The 26829-nt window shown below is 64.2% G+C and carries 21 protein-coding genes; 14 read left to right on the top strand and 7 right to left on the bottom strand.

Translation table 11 applies throughout. The features are described 5' to 3' along the window. Positions 1–27: 27 nt before the first annotated feature. The 13 genes from N5D48_RS14030 to N5D48_RS14090 all read left to right on the top strand — a co-directional run bounded on the left by N5D48_RS14030 (position 28) and on the right by N5D48_RS14090 (position 16995). A complete protein-coding gene (locus N5D48_RS14030) occupies positions 28–516 on the top strand; it encodes a type VI secretion system tube protein Hcp (RefSeq protein WP_196143895.1) in 489 nt (162 codons plus the stop codon). A 71-nt stretch (positions 517–587) separates the two neighbouring features. Next, on the top strand, positions 588–1022 hold the full coding sequence (locus N5D48_RS14035; protein WP_279885157.1) for a type VI secretion system amidase effector protein Tae4: 435 nt from the start codon (positions 588–590) through the stop codon (positions 1020–1022). Continuing rightward, the gene (locus tag N5D48_RS14040) at positions 1019–1438 is read left to right on the top strand and encodes a hypothetical protein (protein WP_279885159.1); all 420 of its coding nucleotides are present in this window, start codon (positions 1019–1021) and stop codon (positions 1436–1438) included. Before N5D48_RS14035 ends, N5D48_RS14040 begins: the two co-directional genes overlap by 4 nt. Further along, on the top strand, positions 1432–1947 hold the full coding sequence (gene tssE, locus N5D48_RS14045; protein WP_279885161.1) for a type VI secretion system baseplate subunit TssE: 516 nt from the start codon (positions 1432–1434) through the stop codon (positions 1945–1947). Before N5D48_RS14040 ends, tssE begins: the two co-directional genes overlap by 7 nt. Next, on the top strand, positions 1944–3806 hold the full coding sequence (gene tssF, locus N5D48_RS14050; protein ID WP_279885163.1) for a type VI secretion system baseplate subunit TssF: 1863 nt from the start codon (positions 1944–1946) through the stop codon (positions 3804–3806). Before tssE ends, tssF begins: the two co-directional genes overlap by 4 nt. Then, entirely contained in the window at positions 3770–4819 is a 1050-nt protein-coding gene (gene tssG / locus N5D48_RS14055) for a type VI secretion system baseplate subunit TssG (RefSeq protein WP_279885215.1), read from the top strand. Before tssF ends, tssG begins: the two co-directional genes overlap by 37 nt. Continuing rightward, positions 4812–7487, top strand: a complete 2676-nt coding sequence (gene tssH / locus N5D48_RS14060; RefSeq protein WP_279885166.1) for a type VI secretion system ATPase TssH — start codon at positions 4812–4814, stop codon at positions 7485–7487. The genes tssG and tssH overlap by 8 nt, the downstream gene beginning before the upstream one ends. Before the next feature lie 11 nt (positions 7488–7498). Then, positions 7499–9436 carry a type VI secretion system tip protein VgrG gene (locus N5D48_RS14065; protein WP_279885168.1) on the top strand — a complete coding sequence of 646 codons (1938 nt, stop codon included), beginning with the start codon at positions 7499–7501 and terminating at the stop codon, positions 9434–9436. 12 nt (positions 9437–9448) lie between these two features. After that, the gene (locus tag N5D48_RS14070) at positions 9449–9883 is read left to right on the top strand and encodes a DcrB-related protein (RefSeq protein ID WP_279885170.1); all 435 of its coding nucleotides are present in this window, start codon (positions 9449–9451) and stop codon (positions 9881–9883) included. 9 nt (positions 9884–9892) lie between these two features. Beyond that, positions 9893–14206 carry an RHS repeat-associated core domain-containing protein gene (locus N5D48_RS14075; RefSeq protein ID WP_279885172.1) on the top strand — a complete coding sequence of 1438 codons (4314 nt, stop codon included), beginning with the start codon at positions 9893–9895 and terminating at the stop codon, positions 14204–14206. A gap of 318 nt (positions 14207–14524) precedes the next feature. Next, the gene (locus N5D48_RS14080; RefSeq protein ID WP_279885174.1) at positions 14525–14866 is read left to right on the top strand and encodes a hypothetical protein; all 342 of its coding nucleotides are present in this window, start codon (positions 14525–14527) and stop codon (positions 14864–14866) included. Positions 14867–15004: 138 nt separating this feature from the next. Then, a complete protein-coding gene (locus N5D48_RS14085) occupies positions 15005–15139 on the top strand; it encodes a hypothetical protein (protein ID WP_279885175.1) in 135 nt (44 codons plus the stop codon). Between the two features lie 185 nt (positions 15140–15324). Then, positions 15325–16995 (top strand): FMN-binding glutamate synthase family protein, encoded by a 1671-nt coding sequence (locus N5D48_RS14090; RefSeq protein WP_279885177.1) that lies wholly within the window; start codon positions 15325–15327, stop codon positions 16993–16995. 30 nt (positions 16996–17025) lie between these two features. On the opposite strand, the gene N5D48_RS14095 is transcribed toward N5D48_RS14090, so the two are convergent. Further along, positions 17026–18345, bottom strand: a complete 1320-nt coding sequence (locus tag N5D48_RS14095; protein WP_279885178.1) for an OprD family porin — start codon at positions 18343–18345, stop codon at positions 17026–17028. A 539-nt stretch (positions 18346–18884) separates the two neighbouring features. Between N5D48_RS14095 and N5D48_RS14100 the strand changes: the two genes are divergently transcribed. Continuing rightward, complete coding sequence (locus N5D48_RS14100; RefSeq protein ID WP_279885179.1) at positions 18885–20975, top strand: TonB-dependent siderophore receptor; 2091 nt, start codon at positions 18885–18887, stop codon at positions 20973–20975. Between the two features lie 260 nt (positions 20976–21235). Here the strand turns inward: N5D48_RS14100 and N5D48_RS14105 are convergent, their stop codons facing one another. The 6 genes from N5D48_RS14105 to N5D48_RS14130 all read right to left on the bottom strand — a co-directional run bounded on the left by N5D48_RS14105 (position 21236) and on the right by N5D48_RS14130 (position 26788). Continuing rightward, entirely contained in the window at positions 21236–23194 is a 1959-nt protein-coding gene (locus N5D48_RS14105) for a DUF4105 domain-containing protein (RefSeq protein WP_279885180.1), read from the bottom strand. Continuing rightward, positions 23191–23511, bottom strand: a complete 321-nt coding sequence (locus N5D48_RS14110) for a DUF2388 domain-containing protein (RefSeq protein WP_279885182.1) — start codon at positions 23509–23511, stop codon at positions 23191–23193. Before N5D48_RS14110 ends, N5D48_RS14105 begins: the two co-directional genes overlap by 4 nt. Positions 23512–23547: 36 nt before the next feature. Then, positions 23548–23841 (bottom strand): DUF2388 domain-containing protein, encoded by a 294-nt coding sequence (locus N5D48_RS14115; RefSeq protein ID WP_279885185.1) that lies wholly within the window; start codon positions 23839–23841, stop codon positions 23548–23550. An 89-nt stretch (positions 23842–23930) separates the two neighbouring features. Continuing rightward, complete coding sequence (locus N5D48_RS14120) at positions 23931–24248, bottom strand: DUF2388 domain-containing protein (RefSeq protein WP_279885187.1); 318 nt, start codon at positions 24246–24248, stop codon at positions 23931–23933. Positions 24249–24545: 297 nt separating this feature from the next. Beyond that, complete coding sequence (locus N5D48_RS14125) at positions 24546–24758, bottom strand: DUF1127 domain-containing protein (protein WP_279885190.1); 213 nt, start codon at positions 24756–24758, stop codon at positions 24546–24548. A 641-nt stretch (positions 24759–25399) separates the two neighbouring features. After that, positions 25400–26788, bottom strand: a complete 1389-nt coding sequence (locus N5D48_RS14130; RefSeq protein WP_279885192.1) for a NorM family multidrug efflux MATE transporter — start codon at positions 26786–26788, stop codon at positions 25400–25402. Positions 26789–26829: the final 41 nt, after the last annotated feature.

Below are 26829 nucleotides of genomic sequence, written 5' to 3' on the forward strand. Positions count from 1 at the left end.
TAACCGACGCGAAATCCCGAGGACATCATGGCTGTAGATATTTTCATCAAGATCGGCGACATCAAGGGCGAGTCCCAGGACAAGGCCCACAAGGACGAAATCGACGTGCTCAACTGGAGCTGGGGCATGTCCCAGTCCGGCAACATGCACATGGGCAGCGGCGGCGGCTCGGGCAAGGTCAACATCCAGGACCTGTCGATCACCAAGTACATCGACAAGTCCAGCCCCAACCTGATGGCCCACTGCTCCAGCGGCAAGCACATCGACAAGGTCAAGCTCACGGTGCGCAAGGCCGGCGGCGAAAGCCAGGTCGAATACCTGATCATCAACCTCGAAGAGGTGATCATCAGCTCGCTGAGCACCGGCGGCTCGGGCAGCGACGACCGCCTGACCGAGAACGTGACCCTGAACTTCGCCAAGGTCACCGTCGACTATCAACCGCAGAAAGCCGACGGCACCAAGGAAGGCGGCCCGATCAAGTACGGCTGGAACATCCGCTCCAACGTCAAGATCTGATCGCCCGTGCCCGTGCCGCCCCAGGCGGCGCGGGCGCCCTTCCCACACCTCACCCGCCCACGGTGGACATCATGGCCAAGCCTTCTTTCATCAACCTGTGGAATGCCTATCCGAAAGTGTCCTCCCCCTGCGATGGTCCGTGGGACAACCAGTGCGCCATCCGCATGAGCATCGCGCTCAACGGCGAGATGAGCCTCAAGGTCAACAAGTCGACCTATACCGAACCCAAGTGCGCCCATGGCCACGCCCGTGGCGCGGAGTCCCTGGCCAACTGGCTGGAAGGGCGACTGTTCTACCCGCTGAAGATCGCCGGCACCGCTCAGGCTCGTGCCCAGCTCGGCACCAAGACCGGCATCATCTTCTACCGCAACTGCTATGCGCGTAACGGGCAACGCTGGGAAGACCGCTCGGGCGATCATATCGACCTGTGGAACCGCGGCCTGACCAAGGGCTTCAATGACGACGCGTACCAGTCCCAGGCGGTCTGGTTCTGGGAGCTGACATGAAGCGCCTGAGCCTCGCCGGCCTGCTGCTGATGGGCCTGAGCGCCTGCGCCGATACCGAAAACCCGCGACTGCTGACCCAGGCCGACATGGGCGGTACGCCTGTCAGCCTGAGCGAACAGGCGGGCCAGTGCGTCCTCAGCCAGGGCGAGCAAAACCTGCCGCTGGACATGCGCTGGCCGTGCAGCCTGAGCCCGGATCGTGCCGGCAAGGCCCGGGTCGAACAGTTCAACGGCGTGCCGATCGTGCTGGTGACCCATGTGCAGCCGCACCCGACCCTCAAGGGCGAATGCCTGAAGACCTCCCGCGCCGTGCGCCTGATCCAGGCCGGCCTGGAGGCTTCAGTCGCGGCGTCGAGCGCGTCGTGCGATACCGGCGTCGAGGACCAGAAGAACTTCGTGGGGCTGTTCCAGTGGTAGCCGAGATCGCCACCCGCGACCGCCTGCAGCCCTCGCTGCTGGATCGCCTGACCGACGACGACCCGGGCAACCCGCAGGAAGCCCCCGACAAGCGCGTGCTCAGCCTGCAGCAGCTCAAGGCTTCGGTGCTGCGCGACCTGGCCTGGCTGCTCAACACCACGTCACTGCTGGACAGCCACGACACCTTGCACACCCAGGCCGGTGTCTCGGTGGTCAACTACGGCCTGCCGGCCCTGGCCGGCAACAGCGCCTCGAACATCGACCTGGTGGCGCTGGAGCGCATCATCCACCAGGCCATCGCCACCTACGAGCCGCGCATCCTCGCCCATACCCTCAAGGTGCGCGCCCAGGCCGCGCCCGGCGAGATGAACGCCAACGCGCTGAGTTTCGAAATCGAGGGTGATCTGTGGGCCCAGCCGGCGGCCCTGCCGCTGCTGCTGCAGACCGACGTGGACCTGGAGTCCGGGCACGTGCGCGTGGCCCCCGCCGAACGCCGGAGACGCCCATGAACCCGCGCCTGCTCGAGCTGTACAACCAGGAGCTGCAGCACATCCGCGAGGGTGCTGCGGAGTTCGCCAAGGAATACCCGAAGATTGCCGGGCGCCTGACGCTGTCCGGGATCGAATGCGCCGACCCGTATGTCGAGCGCCTGCTGGAAGGCTTCGCCTACCTCACCGCACGGGTGCAGCTCAAGCTCGACGCCGAGTACCCGACCTTCACCCATAACCTGCTGGAAATCGCCTACCCGCATTACCTGGCGCCGACCCCGTCGATGACCGTGGTACAGCTGCAGACCGACCCCGACGAGGGCTCGCTGGCCGCCGGTTTCCAGCTACCGCGCGACAGCGTGCTGCGCGCCAACCTCGGGCGCAACTCGCAGACGCCGTGCGAGTTCCGCACCACCCAGGATGTCACCCTGTGGCCACTACAGGTGGCCAGCGCCGAATACTTCGGCAACCCCGCCGCCGTGCTCGGACGCCTGGCCGCCAGCGAACCGAAGGCCCGCGCCGGGCTGCGCCTGACCTTGCGCAGCGGCGCGGAAATCCCCTTCGCCAGCCTGCCGCTGACGCACTTGCCGCTGTACCTGAACGGCGCCGACGAAACGCCATTTCGCCTGTACGAGCAACTGCTGGGCAGCGCCTGCGCGGTGTTCGTGCGCCAGCCAGGCGCCGACTGGGTCGAACGCATTCCGGTCGAGCAGGCGTTGCTGCCGTGCGGCTTCGATGACCGCGAAGCGGCGTTGCCGGTGGTGCCACAAGCGTTCCAGGGCTATCGCCTGTTGCAGGAATACTTCGCCCTGCCGCAGCGTTTCCTGTTCGTCGATTTCGCCGGGCTGGAACGTGCGGTCAAACGTTGCGACGGCCAGGAGCTGGAGCTGCTGGTGCTGTTCGAGCGCTTCGACTCCGCGCTGGAAAGCAGCGTGGGCAGCGCGCAGTTCGTCCCCTTCTGTACCCCGGCGATCAACCTGTTCCCGCGCCGGGTCGACCGCATCCACCTGACCGACCGGGTTCACGAACACCATGTGATCGCCGATCGCACCCGGCCCACCGATTTCGAGATCCACTCGCTGCAACAGGTCACCGGCCATGGTACCGGAGCGGACCAGGCGTTCCTGCCGTTCTACGCCGTGCGCGATCCGTCGCGCTATGGCCGCGACCAGGCCTACTACATCGTCCGCCGCGAGCCACGGGTGCTGTCCAGCGAACAACGGCGCAACGGCACCCGCTCCAGCTACATGGGCAGCGAGACCTTCGTCAGCCTGGTCGATGGCCAGCAGGCGCCGTACCGCCACGACCTGCGCCAGCTGGGCATCGGCGCGCTGTGCAGCAATCGCGACCTGCCGCTGTTCATGAACGTCGGCGACGGGCGCAGCGACTTCAGCCTGGCCGACAGCGCGCCGGTGTCCGCCGTGCGCTGCCTGGCCGGCCCCAGCCGACCCAAGGCCAGCCATGCCCACGACAACCGGGCCTGGCGCCTGATCAGCCAGCTGTCGCTGAACTACCTGTCGCTGGCCGAGCAAGGCCAGGGCGCCGCCGCCCTGCGCGAGCTGTTGCGGCTGTACGGCGACCCGCAGGACAGCGCCCTGCAACTGCAGATCGACGGGCTGCGCGAGGTCAGCTGCAAGCCCTGCACCCGGCGCCTGCCGATGCCCGGGCCGATCGTGTTTGGCCGTGGCCTGGAGATCACCCTGGAATTCGACGAAAACGCCTTCCGCGGCACCGGCGTGTTCCTCCTGGGCGCGGTGTTCGAGCGCTTCCTGACCCGTTACGTGTCGATCAACAGCTTCACCGAAACCGTGCTGCGCACCAGCGAACGTGGCGAGATCATGCGCTGGAACGCCAAGCCCGGACGCAGGCCGACCCTGTGAACACGCTACAAGCGATGCAAGCCGAGCCCTGGGAGTACGACTTCTTCCAGGCGCTGCGCCGCCTCGAGGCGGAAAACCCCGAGCTGCCGCGCTTCGGCCACTCGCTGCGCCTGGCCGACGAGCCGGTGCGCCTGGGCCAGCGCCTGGATTGCGGCTTCGCCCCGGCGACGCTGGCCTCGGTCACGGCCAACGACGATCAGCCGGCGCGCCTGGAGCAGTTCTTCTTCGGCCTCGGCGGCCCCAACGGCCCGCTGCCGCTGCACCTGACCGAGTACATGCGCGAGCGCCAGCGCAACCACGCCGACCCGACCAGCAAGCGCTTCCTCGACATCTTCCACCACCGTCTGCTGAGCCTGTTCTACCGTGCCTGGGCCGAAGCCCGGCCCACCGTCAGCCACGACCGCCCTGGCGACGACTACTGGGCCGCGCGCCTGGCCGCCCTCAGTGGCCGCGGCCAAGCGGAACTGCAAGGCCAGGGGCCGCTGGCCGATACCGCCAAGCTGCACTGGTCCGGCCACCTGGCGGCGCAGACCCGCTACCCGGACGGTCTGTGCAGCATCCTGTCGAGCTATTTCGGCGTGCCGGTGAAGCTCGAGGAATACGTCGGCCAATGGCTGGAACTGCCCGAGCGCAGCCAGCTCGGCGTGCGCGCCAACCGCCTGGGCCTGGACCTGTGCCTGGGCCGCTACGTCTGGGACCGCCAGCACAAGTTCCGCCTGTGCCTGGGCCCGCTGACCCTCGACCAGTACCACGCCCTGCTCCCCGGCGGGCAGGCGTTCGTCGAGCTGGCGGCCTGGGTCGCCGAGTACCTGGGCCAGGAGCTGGACTGGGACCTCAACCTCATCCTCGCGCAGGGCCAGGTGCCCGCGCTGCAACTCAATGCCGGCCAACGCCTGGGGTTCGACACCTGGCTCGGCCGCCCGTCGCACGATGCCAACGACCTGAAGCTGGCCCGGTACTACGCCGAGCAGCCGGTCGCCGCGCCCCACACAAGGAGTCAGGACCATGGGTGAAATCAGCCGCGCCGCGCTGTTCGGCAAACTCAACAGCGTCGCCTACAAGGCCATCGAGGCCGCCACGGTGTTCTGCAAGCTGCGGGGCAACCCCTATGTCGAGCTGGCGCACTGGCTGCACCAACTGTTGCAACTGCAGGACAGCGACCTGCATCGCATCGTGCGCCAGTTCAACGTCGAGCCGGCGCGCCTGGCCCGCGACCTGACCGACGCCCTGGACCGCCTGCCACGCGGCTCGACCTCGATCACCGACCTGTCCTCCCAGGTCGAAGAGGCCGTCGAGCGCGGCTGGGTCTACGGCAGCCTGATGTTCGGCGAAAGCCAGGTGCGCACCGGCTACCTGCTGGTCGGCATCCTCAAGACCCCGAGCCTGCGCAACGCCCTGCTGGGGCTGTCCAGCGAGTTCGCCAAGCTGAAGATCGAGGCCCTGAGCGAGCGCTTCGACGAGTACGTCGGCGACTCGCCGGAAAACAACCTGGCCGCCAGCGACGGCTTCAGCGCCGCCGCGCCGGGCGAGGCCAGCGGCGCCGTGGCCCCAGCGGCGATGGGCAAGCAGGAGGCGCTCAAGCGCTTCACCGTCGACCTCACCGAACAGGCCCGCAGCGGCAAGCTCGATCCCATCGTCGGCCGTGACGAGGAGATCCGCCAGCTGGTCGACATTCTCATGCGCCGCCGCCAGAACAACCCGATCCTCACCGGCGAGGCCGGCGTGGGCAAGACCGCCGTGGTCGAAGGCTTCGCCCTGCGCATCGTCGCCGGCGACGTGCCTCCGGCCTTGAAGGACGTCGAACTGCGCAGCCTGGATGTCGGCCTGCTGCAGGCCGGGGCCAGCATGAAAGGCGAATTCGAACAGCGCCTGCGCCAGGTGATCGAGGACGTGCAGGCCTCGCCCAAGCCAATCATCCTGTTCATCGACGAAGCCCACACCCTGGTCGGCGCCGGCGGCGCGGCCGGTACCGGTGACGCCGCCAACCTGCTCAAGCCGGCCCTGGCCCGTGGCAGCCTGCGCACCGTGGCCGCGACCACCTGGGCCGAATACAAGAAGCATATCGAGAAAGACCCGGCCCTGACCCGCCGCTTCCAGGTGGTGCAGGTGGACGAGCCGAGCGAGGCCAAGGCGCTGCTGATGATGCGCGGCGTGGCCTCGACCATGGAGAAGCACCACCAGGTGCAGATCCTCGACGAAGCGCTGGAAGCCGCCGTGAAACTGTCGCACCGCTACATCCCGGCGCGCCAGCTGCCGGACAAGTCGGTGAGCCTGCTCGACACCGCCTGCGCCCGCGTCGCCATCAGCCTGCACGCGGTGCCCGCCGAGGTGGACGACAGCCGCCGACGCATCGAGGCGCTGGAAGTCGAGTTGCAGATCATCGCCCGCGAGGCCGCGATCGGCGTGCAGACCGGGCAGCGCCAGGCCCAGGCCGACAGCCTGCTGGCCGAGGAACGCGAACGCCTGGCCGCGCTCGAAAGCCGCTGGGCCGAAGAAAAGACCCTGGTCGACGAACTGCTGGCCACCCGCGCGCAACTGCGCGAACAGGTCGGCGTGGTCGACCAGGAAGTGGATGTGCAGGGCAGCCACGAACTGCGAGAAAAGCTCGTCGACCTGCAACAACGCCTGAGCCAGCTGCAAGGCGAGAGCCCGCTGATCCTGCCGACCGTGGACTACCAGGCGGTGGCCTCGGTGGTCGCCGACTGGACCGGCATTCCGGTGGGCCGCATGGCGCGCAACGAGATCGAGACCGTGCTCAACCTCGACAGCCACCTGGCCAAGCGCATCATCGGCCAGGACCACGCGCTGAAGATGATCGCCAAGCGCATCCAGACCTCCCGCGCCGGCCTGGACAACCCGAACAAGCCGATCGGCGTGTTCATGCTCGCCGGCACCTCCGGCGTGGGCAAGACCGAGACCGCGCTGGCCCTGGCCGAAGCCATGTACGGCGGCGAGCAGAACCTGATCACCATCAACATGAGCGAGTTTCAGGAAGCCCACACCGTCTCCACCCTCAAGGGCGCGCCGCCCGGCTACGTCGGCTACGGCGAGGGCGGCGTGCTGACCGAAGCGGTGCGCCGGCGCCCGTACAGCGTGGTGCTGCTGGACGAGGTGGAAAAGGCCCACCCGGACGTGCACGAGATCTTCTTCCAGGTGTTCGACAAGGGTGTGATGGAAGACGGAGAGGGCCGCCAGATCGATTTTCGCAACACCCTGATCCTGCTTACCACCAACGCTGGCACCGAGCTGATCGCCGACATCTGCAAGGACCCGCAGGCGCTGCCCGATCCTGACGCGGTGGCGACGAGGCTGCGCAGGCCGCTGCTGGAGATCTTCCCGCCGGCGCTGCTTGGCCGCCTGGTGACCATCCCCTACTACCCGCTCAGCGACGCCATGCTCAAGGCCATCACCCGCCTGCAGCTGGAGCGCATCCGCAAGCGCGTGGAAGGCACGCACAAGGTCGGCTTCGCCTACGACGATGGCGTGGTGGACCTGATCGTCTCGCGCTGCACCGAGACCGAAAGCGGTGGCCGCATGATCGACGCCATTCTTACCAACGGCCTGCTGCCGGACATGAGCCGCGAGTTCCTCACCCGCCTGCTCGAGGGCAAGCCGCTGGCCAGCGTGGCCATCAGCCGTCGTGACAATGACCTGCACTATGACTTCGGCGCCGCCGACTGACAGGACCGACCATGCTGTTCAAGCAGTTCACGCGCCTGGCGCAGATCAACAGCCCGCTGGGGCCGGACAAGCTGATCCTGGCCGAGATGGGCGGCAGCGAAGAGCTTGGCCGCCTGTTCGACTACGAGCTGCAGCTGACCAGCGACGATCCGGCCATCGACCTCAACCAGTTGCTGGGCAAGCCCATGAGCCTGAGCGTGCAGCAGAGCGTCGCCACGTCGCGGCACTTCCACGGCATCGTCGCCCGTTGCAGCCAGTCGGTGGACCAGGGCCAGTTCGCCAGCTACCGCGTCACCCTGCGCCCGTGGCTGTGGCTGCTGACGCGCACCAGCGACTGCCGGATCTTCCAGCACCTGAGCGCACCGCAGATCATCAAGCAGGTGTTCCGCGACCTGGGCTTCTCGGACTTCGAGGACGCCCTGAGCCGCGCCTACCGCGAGCGCGAGTACTGCGTGCAGTACCGCGAGACCAGCTTCGACTTCGTCAGCCGGTTGATGGAGGAAGAAGGCATCTACTACTTCTTCCGCCATGAGCAGGAGCGCCACGTGCTGGTGCTGGCCGACGCCTACGGCGCGCACCAGAAGGCGCCCGGCTACGAGACCGTGCCCTACTATCCACCGGACGGCCAGCACCGCGAACGCGACCATATCAATGACTGGCACCTGGCCCAGGAAGTCCAGCCAGGCTCGCTGGAACTCAACGACTACGACTTCCAGCGACCCAGCGCACGCATCGACGTGCGCTCGACCATGCCGCGTCCGCACCAGGCCGGCGACTACCCGCTGTACGACTACCCCGGCGCCTACGAGCAGACCCAGGACGGCGAACACTACGCGCGCACCCGCCTTGAGTCTTTGCAGAGCCTGCACGAGCGAGTCGAGCTGCGCGGCAATGCCCGGGGCCTGGGCAGCGGCCACCTGTTCAACCTGAGCAACTTCAGCCGCCAGGACCAGAATCGCGAGTACCTGATCGTCGCGGCCCGCTACTACGTGCATCAGGAACGCCTGGAAAGCGGTGGCGGCAGTGGCGCGGCGCAGTTCGAGAGCAACCTCAGCTGCATCGACGCCCAACAGAGCTACCGCCCGGTCGGCAGCACCCTGCGACCGATCGTCAAGGGCCCGCAGACCGCCGTGGTGGTCGGCCCGTCCGGCGAGGAGATCTGGACCGACCAGTACGGCCGGGTGAAGGTGCACTTCCATTGGGACCGTCACGACCAGTCCAACGAGAACAGCTCGTGCTGGATTCGCGTATCGCAAGCCACGGCGGGCAAGAACTGGGGCTCGATCCAGGTGCCGCGCATCGGCCAGGAGGTCATCGTCAGCTTCCTCGAAGGCGACCCCGACCGGCCGATCATCACCGGACGCGTGTACAACGCCGAACAGACCGTGCCCTACGACCTGCCCGGCGGCGCCACCCAGAGCGGCATGAAGAGCCGTTCGAGCAAGGGCGGCAGCCCGGCCAACTTCAATGAAATCCGCATGGAGGACAAGAAGGGCGCCGAACAGCTGTACGTGCACGCCGAACGCAACATGGACACGGTGGTGGAGCAGAGCGAGACGTTGTCGGTGGGGGTGAATCGGACCCAGACGGTCGGCATGCTCGAAACCATCACCATCGGCCAGGACCGCATCCGCGCCGTGCGCCGCGACGACATGCTGCTGGTCGGCGCGAGCAAGACCGACAGCGTCAGCACCAGCTACCTCATCGAAGTCGGCGAGAACCTGCGCCTGGTCTGCGGCAAGAGCGTGATCGAGCTCAACGCCAGCGGGCAGATCAACATCAGTTGCGAGCAGTTCAGCTTCCACGCCAACGCCGACGCCGAGATCAACACCGGCGGCACCCTGGACCTGAACGTGGGCAGCGGCGCGCAGACCGACCCGCAGAGCCAGGGTGTGAAATCGACCATCGACGGCGCGGTGAAGGCCCTCTTCCCCGGCGCCGGCAAGTAACGAGACCGAACCATGAGCTACCGCCTCAACGAATTCCGCTTCGCCCTGCCCGACGCGCAGGTGCGCGATACCAGCATCAACATCCTGCGCTTCGAGGCGCTGGGCACCTCGCTGATCGTCAGCCGCAGCCTGCTCGAAGAGGGCGAGACCTTGCAGAGCAACTTCGACGGCCAGCTGCAGCGCCTGCAGCAGCAGGTCAAGGACCTGCAGTTCCAGCCGGCCCGCGCCACCCAGGTGGGCGCGGCCCAGCCGATCGAGGCGATCGAGCTGAGCAGCCAGTTCAGCAAGGGTCAGGAAAAGGTCTACCAGTACCAGCTGGCGCTGGTGCTGCCAGGCACGCGCAAGATGTTCGCCCTGAGCTACGTCAAGCCGACCCCGCTGGGCGACGCCGAGGCAGCGCACTGGGCGGCGATCAAGCAGTCCATCGACTTCGACAACCTGGGCTGACCTTTCACCATGTCCGACGCGCTCTGGGCCGCCCGCGAAGGCGACGCGCTGATGCACACCTCGCTGATGGCCGACATCGTCGGCGGGGTGCTGGAAGTCGCCGCCAACGTCGCCATCGGCGCCCTGGCCACCGCCGCGGTGGCCGCGGCGCTGGGCCTCACCGTGGCCACCGGTGGCCTGGGCTGCTTCGTGCTCGGCGCGGTGGTCGGGCTGGTGGTCGGCGTGGTCATGGCCAAGACCGGCGCGGACACAGGGCTCAGTCGATTATGCGAGGGCATTGGCAACTTCCTGTTCCCGCCATCGGTGCAAGCCAACATCGTCAGCGGCTCGCCGAATACCAAGACCAACGGCAAGCGCGCCGCGCGCGCGGCCGGCGTGGTCACCGCCCCATCGGCCCCGGCCACTGGTGGCGCGGGCGGCGCCCAGGCCGAGGAACAGGAAGAAACCTTCCTCGACATGGCCAAGGGCTTCTTCTCGCAGATGTGGCGGCCGACCGTCGCCAGCCCCGCGCCCAACACCCAGGAAGCCCCCGACGACAAGGTGCTGTGCAGCAAGCATCCACCGATGCCGCCGCAGTACCTGGCCGAGGGCTCGAGCAAGGTGCTGATCAACGGCCACCCGGCCTGTCGCAGCGGCGATCGCAGCACCTGCGAGGCGGTGATCGTCGATGGCGGACTGGTGTCGGACAACGTGCGCATCGGCGGCGAGCCGATCGTGGTGCGTGAAATCCGCAGTGGCAAGACGCCGGGGATCGGCTTGGCGATCACGGCGTTGATGATGTTGCGCGGGCGGGGGGGGAAGTTTTATAGCAAGTTTGGGTGCATGTTGATGGGGGGTGCCGCGAGCTTCGTCAGCGGCCAAGTTACCGGAGCATTGACGCGCGCTATCGTGGGCACTCCCAACCCTGTCCACGCAGCCACCGGTGCCAAGATATTAGGTGGCGAGCAGGAGTTGGACTTCACGCTACCTGCGCTGATTCCACTGACCTGGCAACGCTTCTACAGCAGCCTCGACGAACGCCACGACAGCCTGTTCGGAAAAGGTTGGAGCGTATCCTACGAAGTCTGCGTTACGCTGGAACCCGATCCGCAAGGCGGCGAACGCCTGTATTTTACTGATGATCAGGCGCGCCTCATCGATATGGGGCACATCGCGCCAGGTGAAGCGGTATTCAGCGCTGGCGAAGGGCTCAGTGTCAGACGCAGCCTCCAGGGTGAACTGCTGATCGAAGATAGCAACGGGATATACCGCCTGTTCGAGCCCTGTCCACAGGATCCTCGGCGTCTGCGACTAGGACAACTTGGTGATCGAAATGACAACCGGGTGAACCTGCGCTACGACGAGCAAGGACGCCTCGCAGACTTGAGCGATACCTTCAACCTGGTTCGACTTAGCCTGCACTACAACGCGCAATGGCCGAGACGTGTTGCGCAAATCGTCCGCAACTATCCCGATGGCAACCTGGAGACACTTGCCAGCTACGACTATGACGCATTTGGCGACCTGGCGGAGGTCAGAGATGGTGAGGGCCGCCCCACACGGCATTTTGCCTACGATGATAATCGTCACATGCTCGAGCATCGCACATCATCAGGGCTGCGCTGCAGCTATGAATGGCTGCAGATCGAAGGAGAGTGGCGGGTTGTTCGACACTGGACATCCGAAGGTGACGACTACCAGTTCCACTACGACATCGCCGCCGGCCTGACCCGAGTCACGGACAGCCTTCAGCGCACCCATACACATCGATGGAACAGCCAGTACCAAATCGTCGAGCACACCGACGCCCTGGGAAACACTTGGTGCTTCAATTGGAGCGACGAGCATCAGTTGCTGAACGCAATCGACCCAAAGGGTGGCGGCTGGCAGTACTTCTACGATGAGTCGGGCAATCTAGCGCAAACCATCGACCCACTAGGTCGAAGCGAGTCCACTCATTGGTTAGAGCACTGGGCGCTTCCGAGAGTACAAATCGACCGGAATGGCAATCGTTGGCAGTATCGCTATGACCAACGCGGTAACTGCATCCGCGAGGAAGGTCCCCTGGGCCATGTCAAACGCTTGCGCTATGACGAACACGGCAGGCTGATCGAGAGCACCGACGCTACAGGCCGATCCCAGACACGCCGCTGGAACGATCAAGGACTGATGATCGAGCAGGTCGATTGCTCAGGCTTCGCCACCCGTTACAGCTACGACAGTCGTGGCTATCTGCAGCAGACACTTGACGCACAAGGTGGCATGACCCGCTACGTGCACGATCCGCGAGGCCGATTAGTCTCTATCGAGCGCGCCGATGGAGGGCGCGAGCTATTTCAACGCGCGCCGGATGGAGCACTGCTCGCCCATGTCAATGCTGCAGGCCATACCACAACCTACGCCTATACCCCACGCGGCCAGATAAGACTACGTACTGACGCTAGTGGCCGGAAAGTCGCTTTCGATTACGATCACTACGGTCGGCTGATACGCCTGACCAATGAAAATGGAGAAAGCTATCGCTTTTCATGGAGCGTCAATAACCACCTGATCCAGCAGCAAGATCTGGACGGTAGCCGCAGGCATTACCGTTACGACCCTCTGGGCAATCTAGTACAGCTGGTCTTTGCCCCGGCTCCCGAAAGCGCTGAAACCCCTATCGAACATATGCTGGAAAGGGACGCTGCGGGTCGATTGAAAGCGAAGATCACACCCGACGGTCGCTACGACTACCTACTCGATAACCAGGATCAGTTGCTCGCAGCGACCTGCACACTCCCCGGTGGCAAAACTACCAGAGTGTCCTTCACTTACGACAAGCTAGGCCAATTGCTCGAAGAACACAGCGTGACAGGCACGCTGGGTTATACCTATGACGAACTGGGCAACCTGGCTACGCTTTCCTTGCCAGACGGCCGGCGTGTTAACCGCCTGATGTATGGATCAGGCCACTTGCATCAGCTCAACCTTGATGGCCGTGTCATCGCCGACTTCGAGAGAGATCGGTTACATCGCGAGATATCCCGCACTCAGGGTCGTCTGTTGTGTCGTAGCGACTACGACCTTGCCGGACGTCTGCGAAGCCGCGGCAGCCATCCTGGTGATCGGCATGGGACATCACTGGTTGCTTCCCGCAACTACTACACGTATGACAGTGCCGACAGACTGGTTGAGGTCGAGGCGCTGCAGTCTTCCACCAATACTCGAGACGTCTTCGGGTATGACGCCACAGCCAGGATACTGAGCGGCCATGTCCTGCCTGATGGTCGGCAGGAGCAGTTCAGCTACGACCCCGCCGCTAACTTGCTCGATGGCATCGGACAGCATACGGTCCGGCACAATCGCCTGCTGGCCTTCCAAGACAAGCGCTATCGTTACGACGGCTTCGGTCGGCTGGTCGAAAAGCGCAGCAACGCACGCGGCATCCAGCATCTTCGCTATGACGCCGAACACCGGCTGATTGAAGTCCGAACGCGTCATGCCGGCCGCGAAACCGTGGTGCGAATGGAATACGATCCACTGGGCCGACGAACCGCAAAAGAGCACTACGATTCGCGGGATTTATTACTAAGCAAGACAGAGTTCCTCTGGGAAGGCCTACGTCTGTTGGAGGAGCGGCGCAATGGACGACGCAGCCTGTTCCTCTACGGTGACGCGGGCCACGAGCCCTTGGCTCGCGTCGATGGTTCTGGTGTCCATCAGCAGGTTCTGCACTTTCACAACCATCTCAACGGTTTGCCTCGACGACTGACCTCCGAGGAAGGTCAGGTGGTTTGGGAGGCCGGATACCGAGTGTGGGGTGAGTGCACCTGGGAAAGACGCCACCCCATACATAACGAGGAGCAAAACCTCAGGTTCCAGGGCCAGTATCTGGATCGTGAAACCGGATTGCACTACAACACATTCAGATTCTACGACCCCGATACCGGACGCTTTACCCAACCCGACCCAATAGGACTCTGGGGAGGGCTGAACCTTTATGCCTACGCACCCAATCCAATAACCTGGATTGATCCGCTGGGCTGGGACACGGTGCTTTATCGTTCGATGAGCATGGACGAGTACAACGGTCTCGTCCGGACGGGTACCTGGACGTCAAATGGCACCATGGAGGGCAAGTGGTTTGCGGAGTCTTACAAGGATGCCGTGACCTGGGGCAAGACTATGGGACATGGGGGGGACTTCAAGATCGTTCAAGTGAAGGTTCCAGATAAACTGGCCAACGCGGCGTTCTCCGCAAGCAACCTGGACAGTATCGGCAAAGCAAGGTACATCGAAATCGCCGACCTTAACCGTGCTCGCGTGAAACCTCGTTGGGCACGCAGCATTTCATGTGGGAAGTGACTCAATGGAAAACGACAGTGTCAACGTCAACATCCACTGGCGAGACGAGAATGAGGGGGGGAAGGCGCAACTTCCTTTCGGCCAGACCTATTACGTCATTACCGCACCACAGGAAGGATCAGACGGGACATCAGTTACCTGGAGTGTAGTGCTTCAAGTCACTGACAATCGGATTGAAAATGGCCATCGGGTAGGTGCTGGAACTGCCCGATTCCTAGTACAGAACGCGCCCAAAGATTTACTTCGCCCTGGGCAAAGACTCGAGGTCTTTGAAGGACGACGTCCTGTTGCCTGGTTGGAAGCCCAGAATTCTCAATGATGAACTTCACTTACCACATCAGCAAACTGCAGAGGGCTCATTGGGAGCAATGCGAAAAACGCCGTGTTCCCTACATTGAGATCAGTGACGACCAGGAGCACTACAAGAGGATCTTCTATGATGTCACGAACCTTCCCGCTGACCTTGAGCAAATCTCCGAAGACGTCAAACGACTCTACCGAGCCTATGTGGACTTCTACCTGATCCCGCCTGGCGACGTTGAAAGACTGTTCGACGAGTACTATTTCTTCACGTTGCTGGTCAAGGCAGAGCATGCCGACACCCTCGCCGAGCAACTGTTCATCTATCTATGTGGCAGGATCGGCCTGAGCGCTAGCTGATACCGTTGAAGGGACACCAAACCTCTCCTGCGTGATCCTGACATGATCGACTTGAGGTCAGCGCAAAGAACTGGATATCTGCTTCAGGTCTCCACTTGGGAACCTGAACCACGCCTTCGGACGGGGAACCGCTGTCTGATGACCGACTGGCAACAACTCTACGAAAAGCATGAGACCAAGCTCGACCGCCTCTATGACGATGTAGAAGAAGGCAAGCTGGAGCGGCTACCTGTATGTCGACAGGCAGGCACGGCGCGGCAAGCAAGGCGATGAAGCCGGCTTCTTCTTCATCCAGTTCACCTGATTGGAGACCGGCGCCTTGGCTCCGGTCAAACCTGACCGTGCGTACTCCTCCAAGGCAATTCCGCGTCGAGTAACAGTCTTTTACCAAAACCCCAGGTTTTCCCCCCGCGGGCTTTGCCTATCCTAGGCCGGGTCATCCCGCCTGCGATGGACCCATGAAAGACTCGTTCCCCAGCCGCTATGCCTGCCTGTTCCTGTGCCTGGTCTTCACCCTCGCCAGCGTCCCGTTCCTGCTTGCGCACAGCTGGCTCTGGCCCTTCACCGTCATCAGCGCCCTGCTCAGCCTGGTCGGCCTCAACGACCTGCGCCAACGCCACCACGCCGTGCGCCGCAACTACCCGATCCTGGGCAACATCCGCTACCTGATCGAGACCATCCGCCCGGAGATCCGCCAGTACCTGATCGAGGGCGACGACGACAAGCTGCCGTTCTCCCGCGCCCAGCGTTCGCTGGTCTACGCCCGGGCCAAGAACGAAAGCGCCGAGAAAGCCTTCGGCACCCTCAACGACGCCTACAAGCCGGGCTTCGAGTTCATCAGCCATTCGATGCTGCCGGTAGCGACGCCCGACCCGGCCTCGTTCCGCATCCGCATCGGCGGCCCGCAGTGCCGCCAGCCGTACTCGGCGTCGATCTTCAACATCTCGGCCATGAGCTTCGGTGCCCTCAGCGCCAATGCCATCGCCGCGCTGAACAAGGGCGCGCGGCTGGGCCGTTTCGCCCATGACACCGGCGAGGGCAGCATCAGCCCGTACCACCGCGAGCACGGCGGCGACCTGATCTGGGAGATCGGCAGTGGCTACTTCGGCTGCCGTACCGAGGACGGCCACTTCGACCCCGAACGTTTCGCCGAGCAGGCCGCCGATGCCCAGGTGAAGATGATCGAGATCAAGCTCAGCCAGGGCGCCAAGCCCGGACATGGCGGCATCCTGCCCGGCCACAAGGTCAGCGCCGAGATCGCCGCCACCCGTGGCGTGCGCGAAGGCGAGGATTGCATCTCGCCGGCCGCCCACAGCGCCTTCCGCACGCCACGGGAGCTGCTGCAATTCGTCGCCCGGCTGCGCGAACTGTCCGGCGGCAAGCCGGTGGGCTTCAAGTTCTGCCTGGGCCACCCGTGGGAGTTCATGGGCATCGCCAAGGCCATGCTGGCCACCGGCATCACGCCGGACTTCATCGTCGTCGATGGCAAGGAAGGTGGCACTGGCGCGGCTCCCCGGGAGTTCTCCGACAACATGGGCGTGCCGCTGCGCGAGGGGCTGATGTTCGTGCACAACACCCTGGTGGGCCTGAACCTGCGCGAACGCATCCGCATCGGCGCGGCAGGCAAGCTGGTCAGTGCCTTCGATATCGCCAGCGTGCTGGCCATCGGCGCCGACTGGGTCAACTCGGCGCGCGGCTTCATGTTCGCCATCGGCTGCATCCAGTCGCAGAGCTGCCACACCAACAAGTGCCCGACCGGCGTGGCGACCCAGGATCCGCTGCGCCAGCGGGCGCTGGTGGTGCCAGAGAAAGCCGAGCGGGTCGCCAGCTTCCATCGCAACACCCTGCATGCCCTGGCCGAGATGCTTGCCGCCGCCGGCCTGGACCATCCCAGCGAGCTCAAGCCCAAGCACCTGGCCCGGCGCATCAGCCCAAGCGAGATCAGCCTGTTCTCGCAGCTGCACACCTTCCTCAAGCCGGGCGAGCTGCTCAGCGGCGCGATCGATAGCGAGTTCTATGCACGGATGTGGCGGATGGCGCGCAGTGACAGCTTTGCGCCGGAGACAGCGGCGATCGAGGTGGCGCCGGCCGAGCTTGCCGTGCGCCGCAAAGAAACAGCCCCGGCATAGGCCGGGGCTGCGAGTGACGCCGGAGCAGGATCAGAAGATGCTGATCGGGTACTCGACGAACACGCGGACTTCGTTGCCGTCGTCGTTGTAGCCGTTCTGCTGGACAGCGTTGTTGGTTCGCAGGAACGAACCACGCAGCTTGACCGACAGGTCCTTGGCCGGACCTTCCTGCACCACGTAGCGTACCTGGCTGAAGATCTCGCGCTCTTTACCTTCGCCGAAGCCTTGCGGGTTCTTCGCGTTGCGGGTGTTGATGTTGTCACCCACCACGTAGGCCAGCTTGTAGGTCAGACCCGGTACGCCGAAGGCGCCGAAGTCCAGGCCGTAGCCCAGCTGCCAGGAGCGCTCGTCCTCGGCGTTGAAGTCGGACCAGTAGGAGTTGGCCAGGTAGATGGTCGAACCACCGTCACCCACGCCACCGTCGTTCTGGTACCAGCCGTAGTTGTAGCCAGTGCTGCCGGTGCTGCGCTGGTGCGCCAGGGTGAACGAGTGCGGACCGTAGGCGTAGGTGGCCGCCAGGCTCCAGATGGTGTTGGAGTCGCCGTTGAGCTTGGCCGCACGCACGTACTTGCTGTCGATGTCCGACTTGTAGCCGTTGAAGTCCAGGGTCAGGGACTGGTCGCTGGCGATCGGGAAGACGTAGTTCAGGCCCAGGTAGTGCTTCTTCATCACGTCTTCGTTGTCGGCGGTGTACAGCGACGCGGTGAAGTTGTCGGTGAACTTGTAGCTGCCGCCGAGCACGTTGATCGACTTCAGGCCACCGCCATCACGGCGTTCGGCACTCTTGCGCGCTTCCTGGGTGAAGCGGCCGGCGTTGATTTCCAGACCCTTGATCTCCTTGGAGGTGATCATGGTGCCGGTGAAGCTCTCTGGCAGCAGACGCGCGTCGTCGTACTGCAGGACCGGCAGGGCCGGCATCTGGTCACCGTACTTGAGCACGGTGTTGGAGATACGGAACTTCACGGCCGCGCCGCCACGTGCGATGTCGTGCTCGGAGCTGCTCTGCTCGTCGGCATCGACGGTGTTGTGGCGCTTGAAGAAGTCGATACCGCCGCCGCCGTTGCGGCCCTTGCCGCCATCCAGACGCACGGCGTACAGGCCGAAGGCGTCGACGCCGACACCGACGGTGCCCTGGGTGAAGCCGGAGGAGAAGTTGGCGATGACGCCCTGGCCCCACTGGGACTGGTCGTTGGTGCCGTGCTTCTTGTCACGGTTGATGAAAGCGTTGCGCAGCAGGACGTTGGCGTGGCTGTCCTCGATGAAGCCCTTGCTTTCGGCCTGCTCATTGGCCTGTGCCTGGGTCGCGGCGATCATCGCCAAAGCGACCAGGCTGATCCTGGTTTTCAACATTTTATTTTCCTTATTTCGTAATCAAAAACGCTCTGCATTCGAACGCCCAGAACCAACGCCCCTTCGTAGGTTCGACGCTATGCGGATCCAAGCCGAAAGGCCCGTGGTTGCTCTGCAACGGGTCTTTCAGCCGCATGGCCAGGTCATGGCCAGCAGGCGTAGACGCCGAATCCTAGCCCTGCCTGCTTATACATGTCAAAAAATCGTGAAATGCAGGTCGATATAACCAAAAACGAGGTCCGCACTGGTGCATTTCCATGCATATCTGCCCTGGGTCAGCGCAAATTTGTCTCTTTTATGCAAATCGAGCGACAGACGTAAAACTGTCATATCGATGGGCGCCGCATCGCGACCAGACTCACGCAAACGAGCCCGCGAAAATCACTCACTCGGACTTTCTTAAAACAAAAATGGATCCAAACGAATAGCAACATCTTGATACAAATGTAAAGACAAGCCTTTACGAATAGGCAAGCAACAGCAAATAACAAGCATTACCATTCGCGCCCAATTTCTCACTCCTTAATCGGACGCCTCTGATGCTTGCCCCCTGCCGCCTTTCGCCCTTGACCCTGGGTCTGTCGCTGCTGTGCAGCGCCGGCCTCGCCACTGCCGCCACCACCACCCTGCCGGAAACCTCGGTGACCGCCGACAGTACCCGCGAAGAAGACAATCCGCGGGTCAAGGACGTGACCACCGCGACCCGCACCTCGACGCCTGCCCGCTACGTCCCCCAGGCCATCGACTCGGTGAAGACGCGCAACGTGCTGGACTACGGCAGCAGCGATCTGGGCAAGGCACTGGAAGGCATCCCCAACGTCAGCAGCGGCGCCGACACCCGCTTCGACAGCCTGCGCATTCGAGGCTTCGACGCCAGCAACGACTTCTATCTGGACGGCATCCGCGACGACAGCCAGTACACCCGCGACCTGCACAACATCGAGCGGGTCGAGGTGCTCAAGGGGCCGGCCGCCGTGCTTTATGGCCGAGGCAGCCAAGGCGGCATCGTCAACCGGGTGAGCAAGGCGCCGGAACATGGCCGCCGCTCGACCATCGAAGCCCAGGGCGGCAGCCAGGACCTGCGCAGCCTGTACGCCGACCTCAGCGCCGATCCGAGCGATACCCTCAGCCTGCGCTTGAACCTGGGCAACGAAGACAAGAACAGCTTCCGCGACGGCATCGATGGCAACCACCGCCAACTGTTCGCCCCGTCCATGAGCTGGCAGCTCACCCCTGAGCTGAACTGGCTGGTGCAGTACGAATACAGCCGCTACAACCGCACCCCCGATCGCGGCATCCCCGGCAATCCGCTGACCGGGCGCCCGGCCGACGTCAGCCGCAAGACCACCTATGGCGACACCGAGCGCGACTACATCGACGACCGCGCCCAATCGCTGCGCTCGCGACTGAACTACGAGCTGAACGAGCAGTGGCAACTGCGCCACACCTTCAGCCTGTTCGAGCTGGACAGCGATTTCGACAACACCTACCTGACCGGCTACACCCCGGCCACCGGCCTGGTCGGCCGCCAGCGCTGGCAGCAGGACCTGCACACCCGCAACATCTACAACACCGTGGAGCTTGAAGGTCGCGTAGAGACCTACGGTCTCGAGCACACGCTGCTGGTGGGCGTGGAGGTGGGCGAGCAGCGTCGCCACTCGGTGCTGGAGCAGGGCGTCAATGTGCTCTCGGTACCACTGAGTGGTGCCACCGAGCGTTACCAGCACAATGGTCTGATGCGCACCTCCAGCAACAACCTGACCAACGTCGACAGCGCTGGCCTGTACCTGCAGGACCAGATTCGCCTGAACGATCAATGGCAACTGTTGGCCGGGGTGCGCTTCGACCGCTTCGAAGTGGAAACGACCAGCAAGCTCAGCAACCTGTCGGAAAAGGTCGAAGACAACAGCGTCAGCCCGCGGGTGGGCGTGGTCTACACCCCATGGCGAGACCATTCGTTCTATGCCTCCTGGAGCAGAAGCTATGCCCCTGTGGGCGGTGGCCTGATCGGTGTCACGCCGCAGGCGGCCGGCAATACCAACCATACCGATCCCGAGCAGACTCGCCAGAAGGAGATCGGGGTCAAGAGCGAATGGTTCGACGAGCGCCTGAGCACCACCCTCGCCGTGTATGAAATCGAGCTGTACAACCGTCGTACCCGCGACCCGCTCGACCGGGAAACCATTCTGCTGACAGGCTTGCAGCGCTCGAAAGGTATCGAACTGACGGCGACCGGCAATGTGGTTGGCAACTGGTACGTACGTGGCGGTATCGGTCTGCAGGATGCGACTATCGTCAAGGACAACAACGGCCAGGAAGGCAATCGCATCAACGACGTCGCCAAACGCAATGCCAGTCTCTTCGTGACGTGGAAACCTGAGCTGGGCTGGTATGCCGAAACCGGCCTGACGTTGGTCGGCGACCGCTTCGCCGATACGCAAAACACCGTGAAACTGCCGGGCTACGGCCGCTGGGACGCCCTGGCGGGCTACCGCACCCATGACTGGGACGTGCGCGCGGCGCTGAGCAACATCGCCGACAAGACCTATTACAGCTCGGCGACCAGCGCCGGGCAGATCCAGATCGGCGACCCACGTAGCCTGGTGGTGACCGGGACCTACAGCTTCTGAGTGATTTGAGGGCGGCGCAACCGGTGTGGTAGCGGGTTCATCGGGGCGCCGAGCCGCCGCCAAGCAAGCCACGCGGTGCCTGGCACCGGCTGCGCCGGTGTTCGCGGCTGAAGCCGCTCCCACAGTGACCGCGCAGGGTGGCACGGGCTTCGCCCGCGAAGCAAGCAACGCGGTGCTTTGCACCGGCTGAAGCCCCACGGGGGATCACCGCAAATGGAAGCACCTGAACAAGCCAGCTGCTCCCGCAGGCAGTGCCTGGATCAGGGCAGCTGCAGCCCCCCAGCCGCCTTGTGCAACGCCCTCAGGTGTTCGCCAACCTGCTTGATATTGGCCTCCACCGCCTTGATCTCCCTGCCCCGTTCCGGCCCCAGCAGCGCCCTCACCTGCTGGTCCAGGTCGGTGCTCAGCCGCAGCAGTTGTGCCTGGCGTTCGCTGCTCACCTGCTCCAGCTGCTTGCGCTCCGCCGGCTGCGGCAGGCCATAGCCCCCAGCCCCTAGCAACTCCGCCGGACGGCTGAGGAACCCGCTGTTGGCCAACATCGCCTGCAAGGTTTCGTTGGCCTTGTCGAAGCTGCCGTCGTTGCGCTGGCGTCCGCTCAAATAGCGCTGCTTGACCTCATCCTGGGCCAGCAACAGTTGGCGCCGCAGGCCGGCTTGCTCGAGCAGCAGCAAGGCCGCGCTGGTACGCAGGTCGGCGCGGTCGAACCACTGACGGCGCTGCTCGGCGTCCAGCGCCAGCCAGTCCTCGACGGTCGCCTGGCGGATCGGCAACTGCTTGCACAGCACCTCGAACATCGCCTGGTAGCGGTCGCGGTAGGAGTCGAAGCGATAGCCCAGGCGCAGGGCCTCGCGCGGATCGTCCAGCACGCTGGTGTCAGCCAGGCCGCGGCCCTTGAGCACCTCAAGGAGGCCGTTGGGCATGATCGCGTCGAGATCGTTCAGGCCTGGATTGCCGGTGCCGCTGCGCAACAGCTTGAGCGACTCCACCGCACAGTTGTTGGACAGGAAGTAGTAGTTGCCGTCATAGCTCCAGTGCATCTCGGCGGCCTGGCGCACCAGGTTCTCGATCTCGCCACGGCTGAGCTTGAGCGGCACCGAGGCCAGGCTGCGCAGCTCGGTCTTGGTGTATTCGTCGATCACCTGCCCCAGCGGCAGCACGAACAGCCGTGACGGATAGGCGCCGGTCAGGCCGTCCCAGCTGGACAATTGCACGTCGTTGACGAAGGCGCGGTACGACAGCACCAGGCTCTGGTCGAGGTCCAGGCGGCAGGCCGGCCCGCGTGGGCGACCGGGAGCGCAGATCACCAGGCGCAGCATGCTGTGGCCCCAGCGGCTGACCCAGTTCTGGTTGGCTTCGGCCAGCAGGTAGTCCACCTCGTAGACCCGCTCGGGGTCGATTTCACCCAGGGGCTGGCGGGCGAAGTCGTTGCCGGCGTTGAGGAACGGCAGGCCCTTCACGCAAGCGTCCTGCGGCGGCGCCCAACCGAAGTGGTCACGCAGGTACTGGTTCAGTGCCGGGCGTCGGCAGCCATAGCTCGGGTCGAGGAGGAAATACTCCATGTTGACCGCGACGAACTCTTTCGGGCTGCTCAGCTCGTAGGCGTCCGGGCTGCGAACCAGCTGGCCGTTGTGCTGCTCGCGCTCGCCGCGACGACCGACGTACTGCGGCCAGCCGGCCAGATCCAGCAGGCGCGGATCATCGCTCAGGGTGAAGCGGCGTTCGGCCTGGCCACGGCAGTCCTGAGGCAGTCCGACCTTGCCCAGCGCGCCCTGCTGGCGTTTGCAGCGGGTGATCAGCTGGCGCTCGGCGGTCGGCCAAAGGCGGGCGCGGTCATAGATATGAGTGAGTTCGTGCAGCACGGTGGCCAGCAGTTCTTCGCGAACCGTGCCATGCGGGCGGTTGGTCTTTTCGCGGGCCGCGCTGCCGTCCACCAGCCCCGGCAACAGGCGCCGGTTGAGGTCCAGACTGGCGACCGGCGAGGCTTGGCCATAGGCGTCCTCGGGCATGCGTGCGGTCCAGCCAACCAGGATCTGCCGGTCGAGTTGCTGTTTGAAGCGCGGTGGCAGCTTGGCCATGGCCTCATCCAGCAAGGTCTGGGTGGCTTGCCGCTCGGACGGGTTCAGGCCATCGGCCTGCAACACCAGTTGCAGGTCGGCCAGGGCGGGCGTGCCGAGCAGCGTCAGGGCGCAGCCCAGCAGCCAGGCACGCACGCGCTTCACAGGGCGAGGATGGCTTCGGCCAGCACCTGGTCGCTGGCGTCACGGGCCTCGGGGACGCGCGCGCGCAGGGTGTCGAAGGCGGCTTCCAGCTGAGCGCCACGGATATCGCCATGGCTGGCGACGAAGCTGGCCGCGTCGTCATGGGCTTCGCGAACCACCTTCGAGTCGCGGATCGAGGTGGTGGTATCGGAGGTGAAATCGATCGAGCGGCCAAAGGCGCGAACGATGATGTTGCTGGTGGCCACCAGGGTTTGTGCCTGGGCCAGGTCGGCGAGCAGCAGCATGCCGAGGGTGGCGGCGATCAGCGGTTTACGCATGGAGCATCTCCGGGAATGCAAGGGAGTCGTGTGTAGTCATTGGACGAGAATTGCTTCGGCCAGTTCACGGTCGCCGACAGAGTGCCGGGCAATGTTCTGGTGCAAAGCGTCGAGCGCCGCCTGCAGGCGCGCGCCACGGATCAGGCCATCGCTGGCGACGAATGCCGCGGCATCGTCACGCGCGGCGGCGACCAGCTTGCGGTCGAACGGCGCGGCGGTCACCTGGCTGGTGACGTAGCCGGTGACGACCAGGCTCTGGGTCGTGATGTCCATGGCCTGGACGCTGCTCATGCAGGCCAGGGCGAACAGTGAAGGCAACAGGTAACGCATGGGCTTCGTGAAGGCAGTGGTCTCGGGCAGCGAAGGCTATCCCGGATGCACCGGCCAAGGCCAGTGAATCCGGGTGAACAGGCAGGGCGTCAGAGCGCGAGGATCGCGCGCGCCAGTTGCGCGTCACTGGCCTGCAAGGCCGGCATCTGCTGGCGGATATGCACGAAGGCGCTTTCCAGCTTGGCGCCACGGATCTGGCCTTCGCTGCCAACGAAACTGGCCGCGTCGTCACGGGCGGCCTGGACGATCTTGTCGTCACGGAACGAGGACGAGACATCGGAGGTGGCATCGGTGGAAGCGGCTACGGCGCCAACGACGGCATCGGTAGTGACGATGAAGCTGGTGGCATTGGCCGCGCCGCTGAGCGAGAGCAGCAAGGCGGCGCCAAACAGGTAAGAACGGGTCATGGTCGGAAGACTCCTGCACAGGGACTGGATGGTTCTGGTTGTCGGACGCTTGCGTGGCTCGTCGCGGTACTTTTTCTGCCAGGCGCGTAAGACAAGCGTAACACGCGGACGTTTTAACGCCTGCGCCGGCAAAAGATCACAAAAAGTAACTGTACCTGCTTATTTTGATTTTTTTTAACTGTTACTGTCTTGATCGCAAGCGCTCTATTTCAGGGGCTCGAAACAAAGAACCCGCCACAGTTTCCTGTGGCGGGTTCTCGTGAATTCGCGGTGCCGGCCTGGGCCGGCGTCCGGCGCTTAGCGCCAGAAAGGCTTGCTCAGCTCTTCGTAGCGCTGCGACTCGCTGATGCCGGCATCGGCCAGCAGGCGGGAGTCCAGGCGGGCCAGCTGACGGCGGCTGGACATGCGACGCTGCCACAGGAGCAGGGTGGACAGGGCGCGCAGAGGCAGGGAAACGTTGGAAGCTTGGGCGTTTTCGAAAGCCAGGTCGGAACTGAGGGTACGTTCCATGATGTGTCATCCTTCCGCTTGTGGCGGCATTAGGGAGTGATTTAACTGGTGCCCATCTTCCTCCTCTCTCGTCCAGAACAGTAGGTACAGTTCAAGTGTATTGTGATGAGCCAGTTAACTGTTGAGAGCGACTGTTGTGGTCGATACTGAGGGAACTGTACCGGTGCGCACAGGTTTGGTGCGAAATTGATGCTGAGGCCCAAGGATTGGGGCCAATGGATGGGATGAGAGGCGGTACAGTAGTACAGTTTTAGATATTTTCTGGCTTCAAGGTGTTCGACAAGACAGTTGCAGCGCCTATCAGATCGAGCGCCGCCCGCGCGGCGCATCGCGACGCAAGGCCGCTCCTACATCTGTTTCGGGCCAATGAGTCCTGTGAAAGTACCGCTGTCCGCCTTGGCGCATGTCTCAAGACAGGTGGGGCGGCAGTGGTGACCACGCTGAAACCGCGTCGTGCCGACAAGGCGGACAAGGTAATGGCACAGGATGGACTGGCCCGAAACAAATGTAGGAGCGGCCTTGCGTCGCGATGCGCCGCGCGGGCGGCGCTCGATCTCACAGACGCTACAACTGTATCGCCAACCCCTACCCGCCAACACGCAATCTCCACCCGCCAACACGCGATCCCCCGCACCCTCACCTCACGCCGATACCGCCGCCCCCCGCGACCGCTCGGCCTTGCCCAGCAGCCGCTTCATCCGCCACTCGAACCCGAACGTCAGCGCCACCGAGGCACAGGCCAACCCCAACGCCAACCCCCACCAGATCCCCGGCGCACCGCCTTCGAGGGTGAACGCGAACAGCCAGGCGCTGGGCGCGCCCACGATCCAGTAGCACACCGCACCGATGAGGAAAGTGGTGCGGGCATCCTTCAACCCCCGTATCGAACCCATGGCGATGGTCTGCACGCCATCGAACAGCTCGAACCACGCCGCCACCATCACCAACTGCACCGCCAACTGGAAGATCGGCGCGAACGCCGGGTCGTCGCGGTTCACCAGCAACCCCACCAGCTCATTGGGCAGCAGCAGGAACAACAACGCGAACCCCAGCATCAGCACGGCGCCAAAACCCATCCCCACACGCCCGGCACTGCGCGCCGCCAGCAACTGGCCGGCGCCATAGTAGAGACCGACCCGCATGGTCACCGCGTACGACAACCCGGTCGGCACCATGAACGCGGTAGAAACGATCTGCAGGGCGATCTGGTGGGCCGCAAGCTCCGTGCTGCCCAGCACGCCCATGCACAGCGCGGCGAAGGCGAACAGGCCGACCTCGACCATGTAGGTGCCGCCGATCGGCAGCCCCAGCCGCCACAGCTCACGCAGCGCAGGCAGCGAAGGCCGCGACAGCCCCTTGCACAGTGGGTAGGCGGCATAGGCCTCGTGCCAACGGATATAGAGGGCCAACGCGATCGCCATGCCCAGGGTCACCACCGCGGTGACCAGGCCGATGCCCATCAGCCCGAGCTTGGGCAGGCCGAACATGCCCTCGATCAGCATGTGGTTGAACAGATAGTTGAACACCGTGCCGGCCAGGCTGATGACCATCACCGGGGTCGAACGCCCGAGCGCGCTGGTGAAGCCTCGCAGGGCCATGAAGGTCATGTAGCCAGGCAGGGCAAGCGGCAGCAGGGTGAGGAACTGCATCGCCGAATCGACGTTCTCCGGTTTCTGCCCGAACAACAGCAACGCGGGCTTGAGGTTCCACAGCACCAGCGCCGCCACCAACGCCAGGCCCCAGGCCAGCCACAGGCCGGCCTGGGCCAGGCGGGTGGCGCCCTCGATGTCGTTGGCGCCCTTGCGAATGGCCACCAGCGTACCGACCGCGGCGATCACCCCCAGGCAGAAGATCGACACGAACGAATAGCTGGCCGCGCCCAGGCCACCACCGGCCAGCGCCTGCGGGCTGATGCGGGCCATCATCAGGGTGTCGGTCAGCACCATCAGCATGTGCGCCAGCTGCGAGGCGATCAACGGCCCGGCCAGGCGCAGCAAAGCCTTGAGTTCTGTGGTGGGCGCGACATGCATGGGGAGGTCCTTCTGGATGATTCGAGAGTGCGAGCGGTCGA

It is taken from the genome of Pseudomonas sp. GD03858, assembly GCF_029840925.1.
Lineage (GTDB): Bacteria > Pseudomonadota > Gammaproteobacteria > Pseudomonadales > Pseudomonadaceae > Aquipseudomonas.

Coding starts and splice junctions, on each gene's coding strand:
- N5D48_RS14035 (WP_279885157.1), top strand. CDS start 588: ATGGCCAAGCCTTCTTTCATCAACCTGTGGAATGCCTATCCGAAAGTG.
- N5D48_RS14115 (WP_279885185.1), bottom strand. CDS start 23,841: ATGCGTTACCTGTTGCCTTCACTGTTCGCCCTGGCCTGCATGAGCAGC.
- N5D48_RS14040 (WP_279885159.1), top strand. CDS start 1,019: ATGAAGCGCCTGAGCCTCGCCGGCCTGCTGCTGATGGGCCTGAGCGCC.
- N5D48_RS14100 (WP_279885179.1), top strand. CDS start 18,885: ATGCTTGCCCCCTGCCGCCTTTCGCCCTTGACCCTGGGTCTGTCGCTG.
- N5D48_RS14080 (WP_279885174.1), top strand. CDS start 14,525: ATGAACTTCACTTACCACATCAGCAAACTGCAGAGGGCTCATTGGGAG.
- N5D48_RS14075 (WP_279885172.1), top strand. CDS start 9,893: ATGTCCGACGCGCTCTGGGCCGCCCGCGAAGGCGACGCGCTGATGCAC.
- tssH (WP_279885166.1), top strand. CDS start 4,812: ATGGGTGAAATCAGCCGCGCCGCGCTGTTCGGCAAACTCAACAGCGTC.
- N5D48_RS14065 (WP_279885168.1), top strand. CDS start 7,499: ATGCTGTTCAAGCAGTTCACGCGCCTGGCGCAGATCAACAGCCCGCTG.
- N5D48_RS14125 (WP_279885190.1), bottom strand. CDS start 24,758: ATGGAACGTACCCTCAGTTCCGACCTGGCTTTCGAAAACGCCCAAGCT.
- N5D48_RS14120 (WP_279885187.1), bottom strand. CDS start 24,248: ATGACCCGTTCTTACCTGTTTGGCGCCGCCTTGCTGCTCTCGCTCAGC.
- N5D48_RS14030 (WP_196143895.1), top strand. CDS start 28: ATGGCTGTAGATATTTTCATCAAGATCGGCGACATCAAGGGCGAGTCC.
- N5D48_RS14130 (WP_279885192.1), bottom strand. CDS start 26,788: ATGCATGTCGCGCCCACCACAGAACTCAAGGCTTTGCTGCGCCTGGCC.
- tssF (WP_279885163.1), top strand. CDS start 1,944: ATGAACCCGCGCCTGCTCGAGCTGTACAACCAGGAGCTGCAGCACATC.
- N5D48_RS14085 (WP_279885175.1), top strand. CDS start 15,005: ATGACCGACTGGCAACAACTCTACGAAAAGCATGAGACCAAGCTCGAC.
- N5D48_RS14095 (WP_279885178.1), bottom strand. CDS start 18,345: ATGTTGAAAACCAGGATCAGCCTGGTCGCTTTGGCGATGATCGCCGCG.
- N5D48_RS14070 (WP_279885170.1), top strand. CDS start 9,449: ATGAGCTACCGCCTCAACGAATTCCGCTTCGCCCTGCCCGACGCGCAG.
- N5D48_RS14090 (WP_279885177.1), top strand. CDS start 15,325: ATGAAAGACTCGTTCCCCAGCCGCTATGCCTGCCTGTTCCTGTGCCTG.
- N5D48_RS14110 (WP_279885182.1), bottom strand. CDS start 23,511: ATGCGTAAACCGCTGATCGCCGCCACCCTCGGCATGCTGCTGCTCGCC.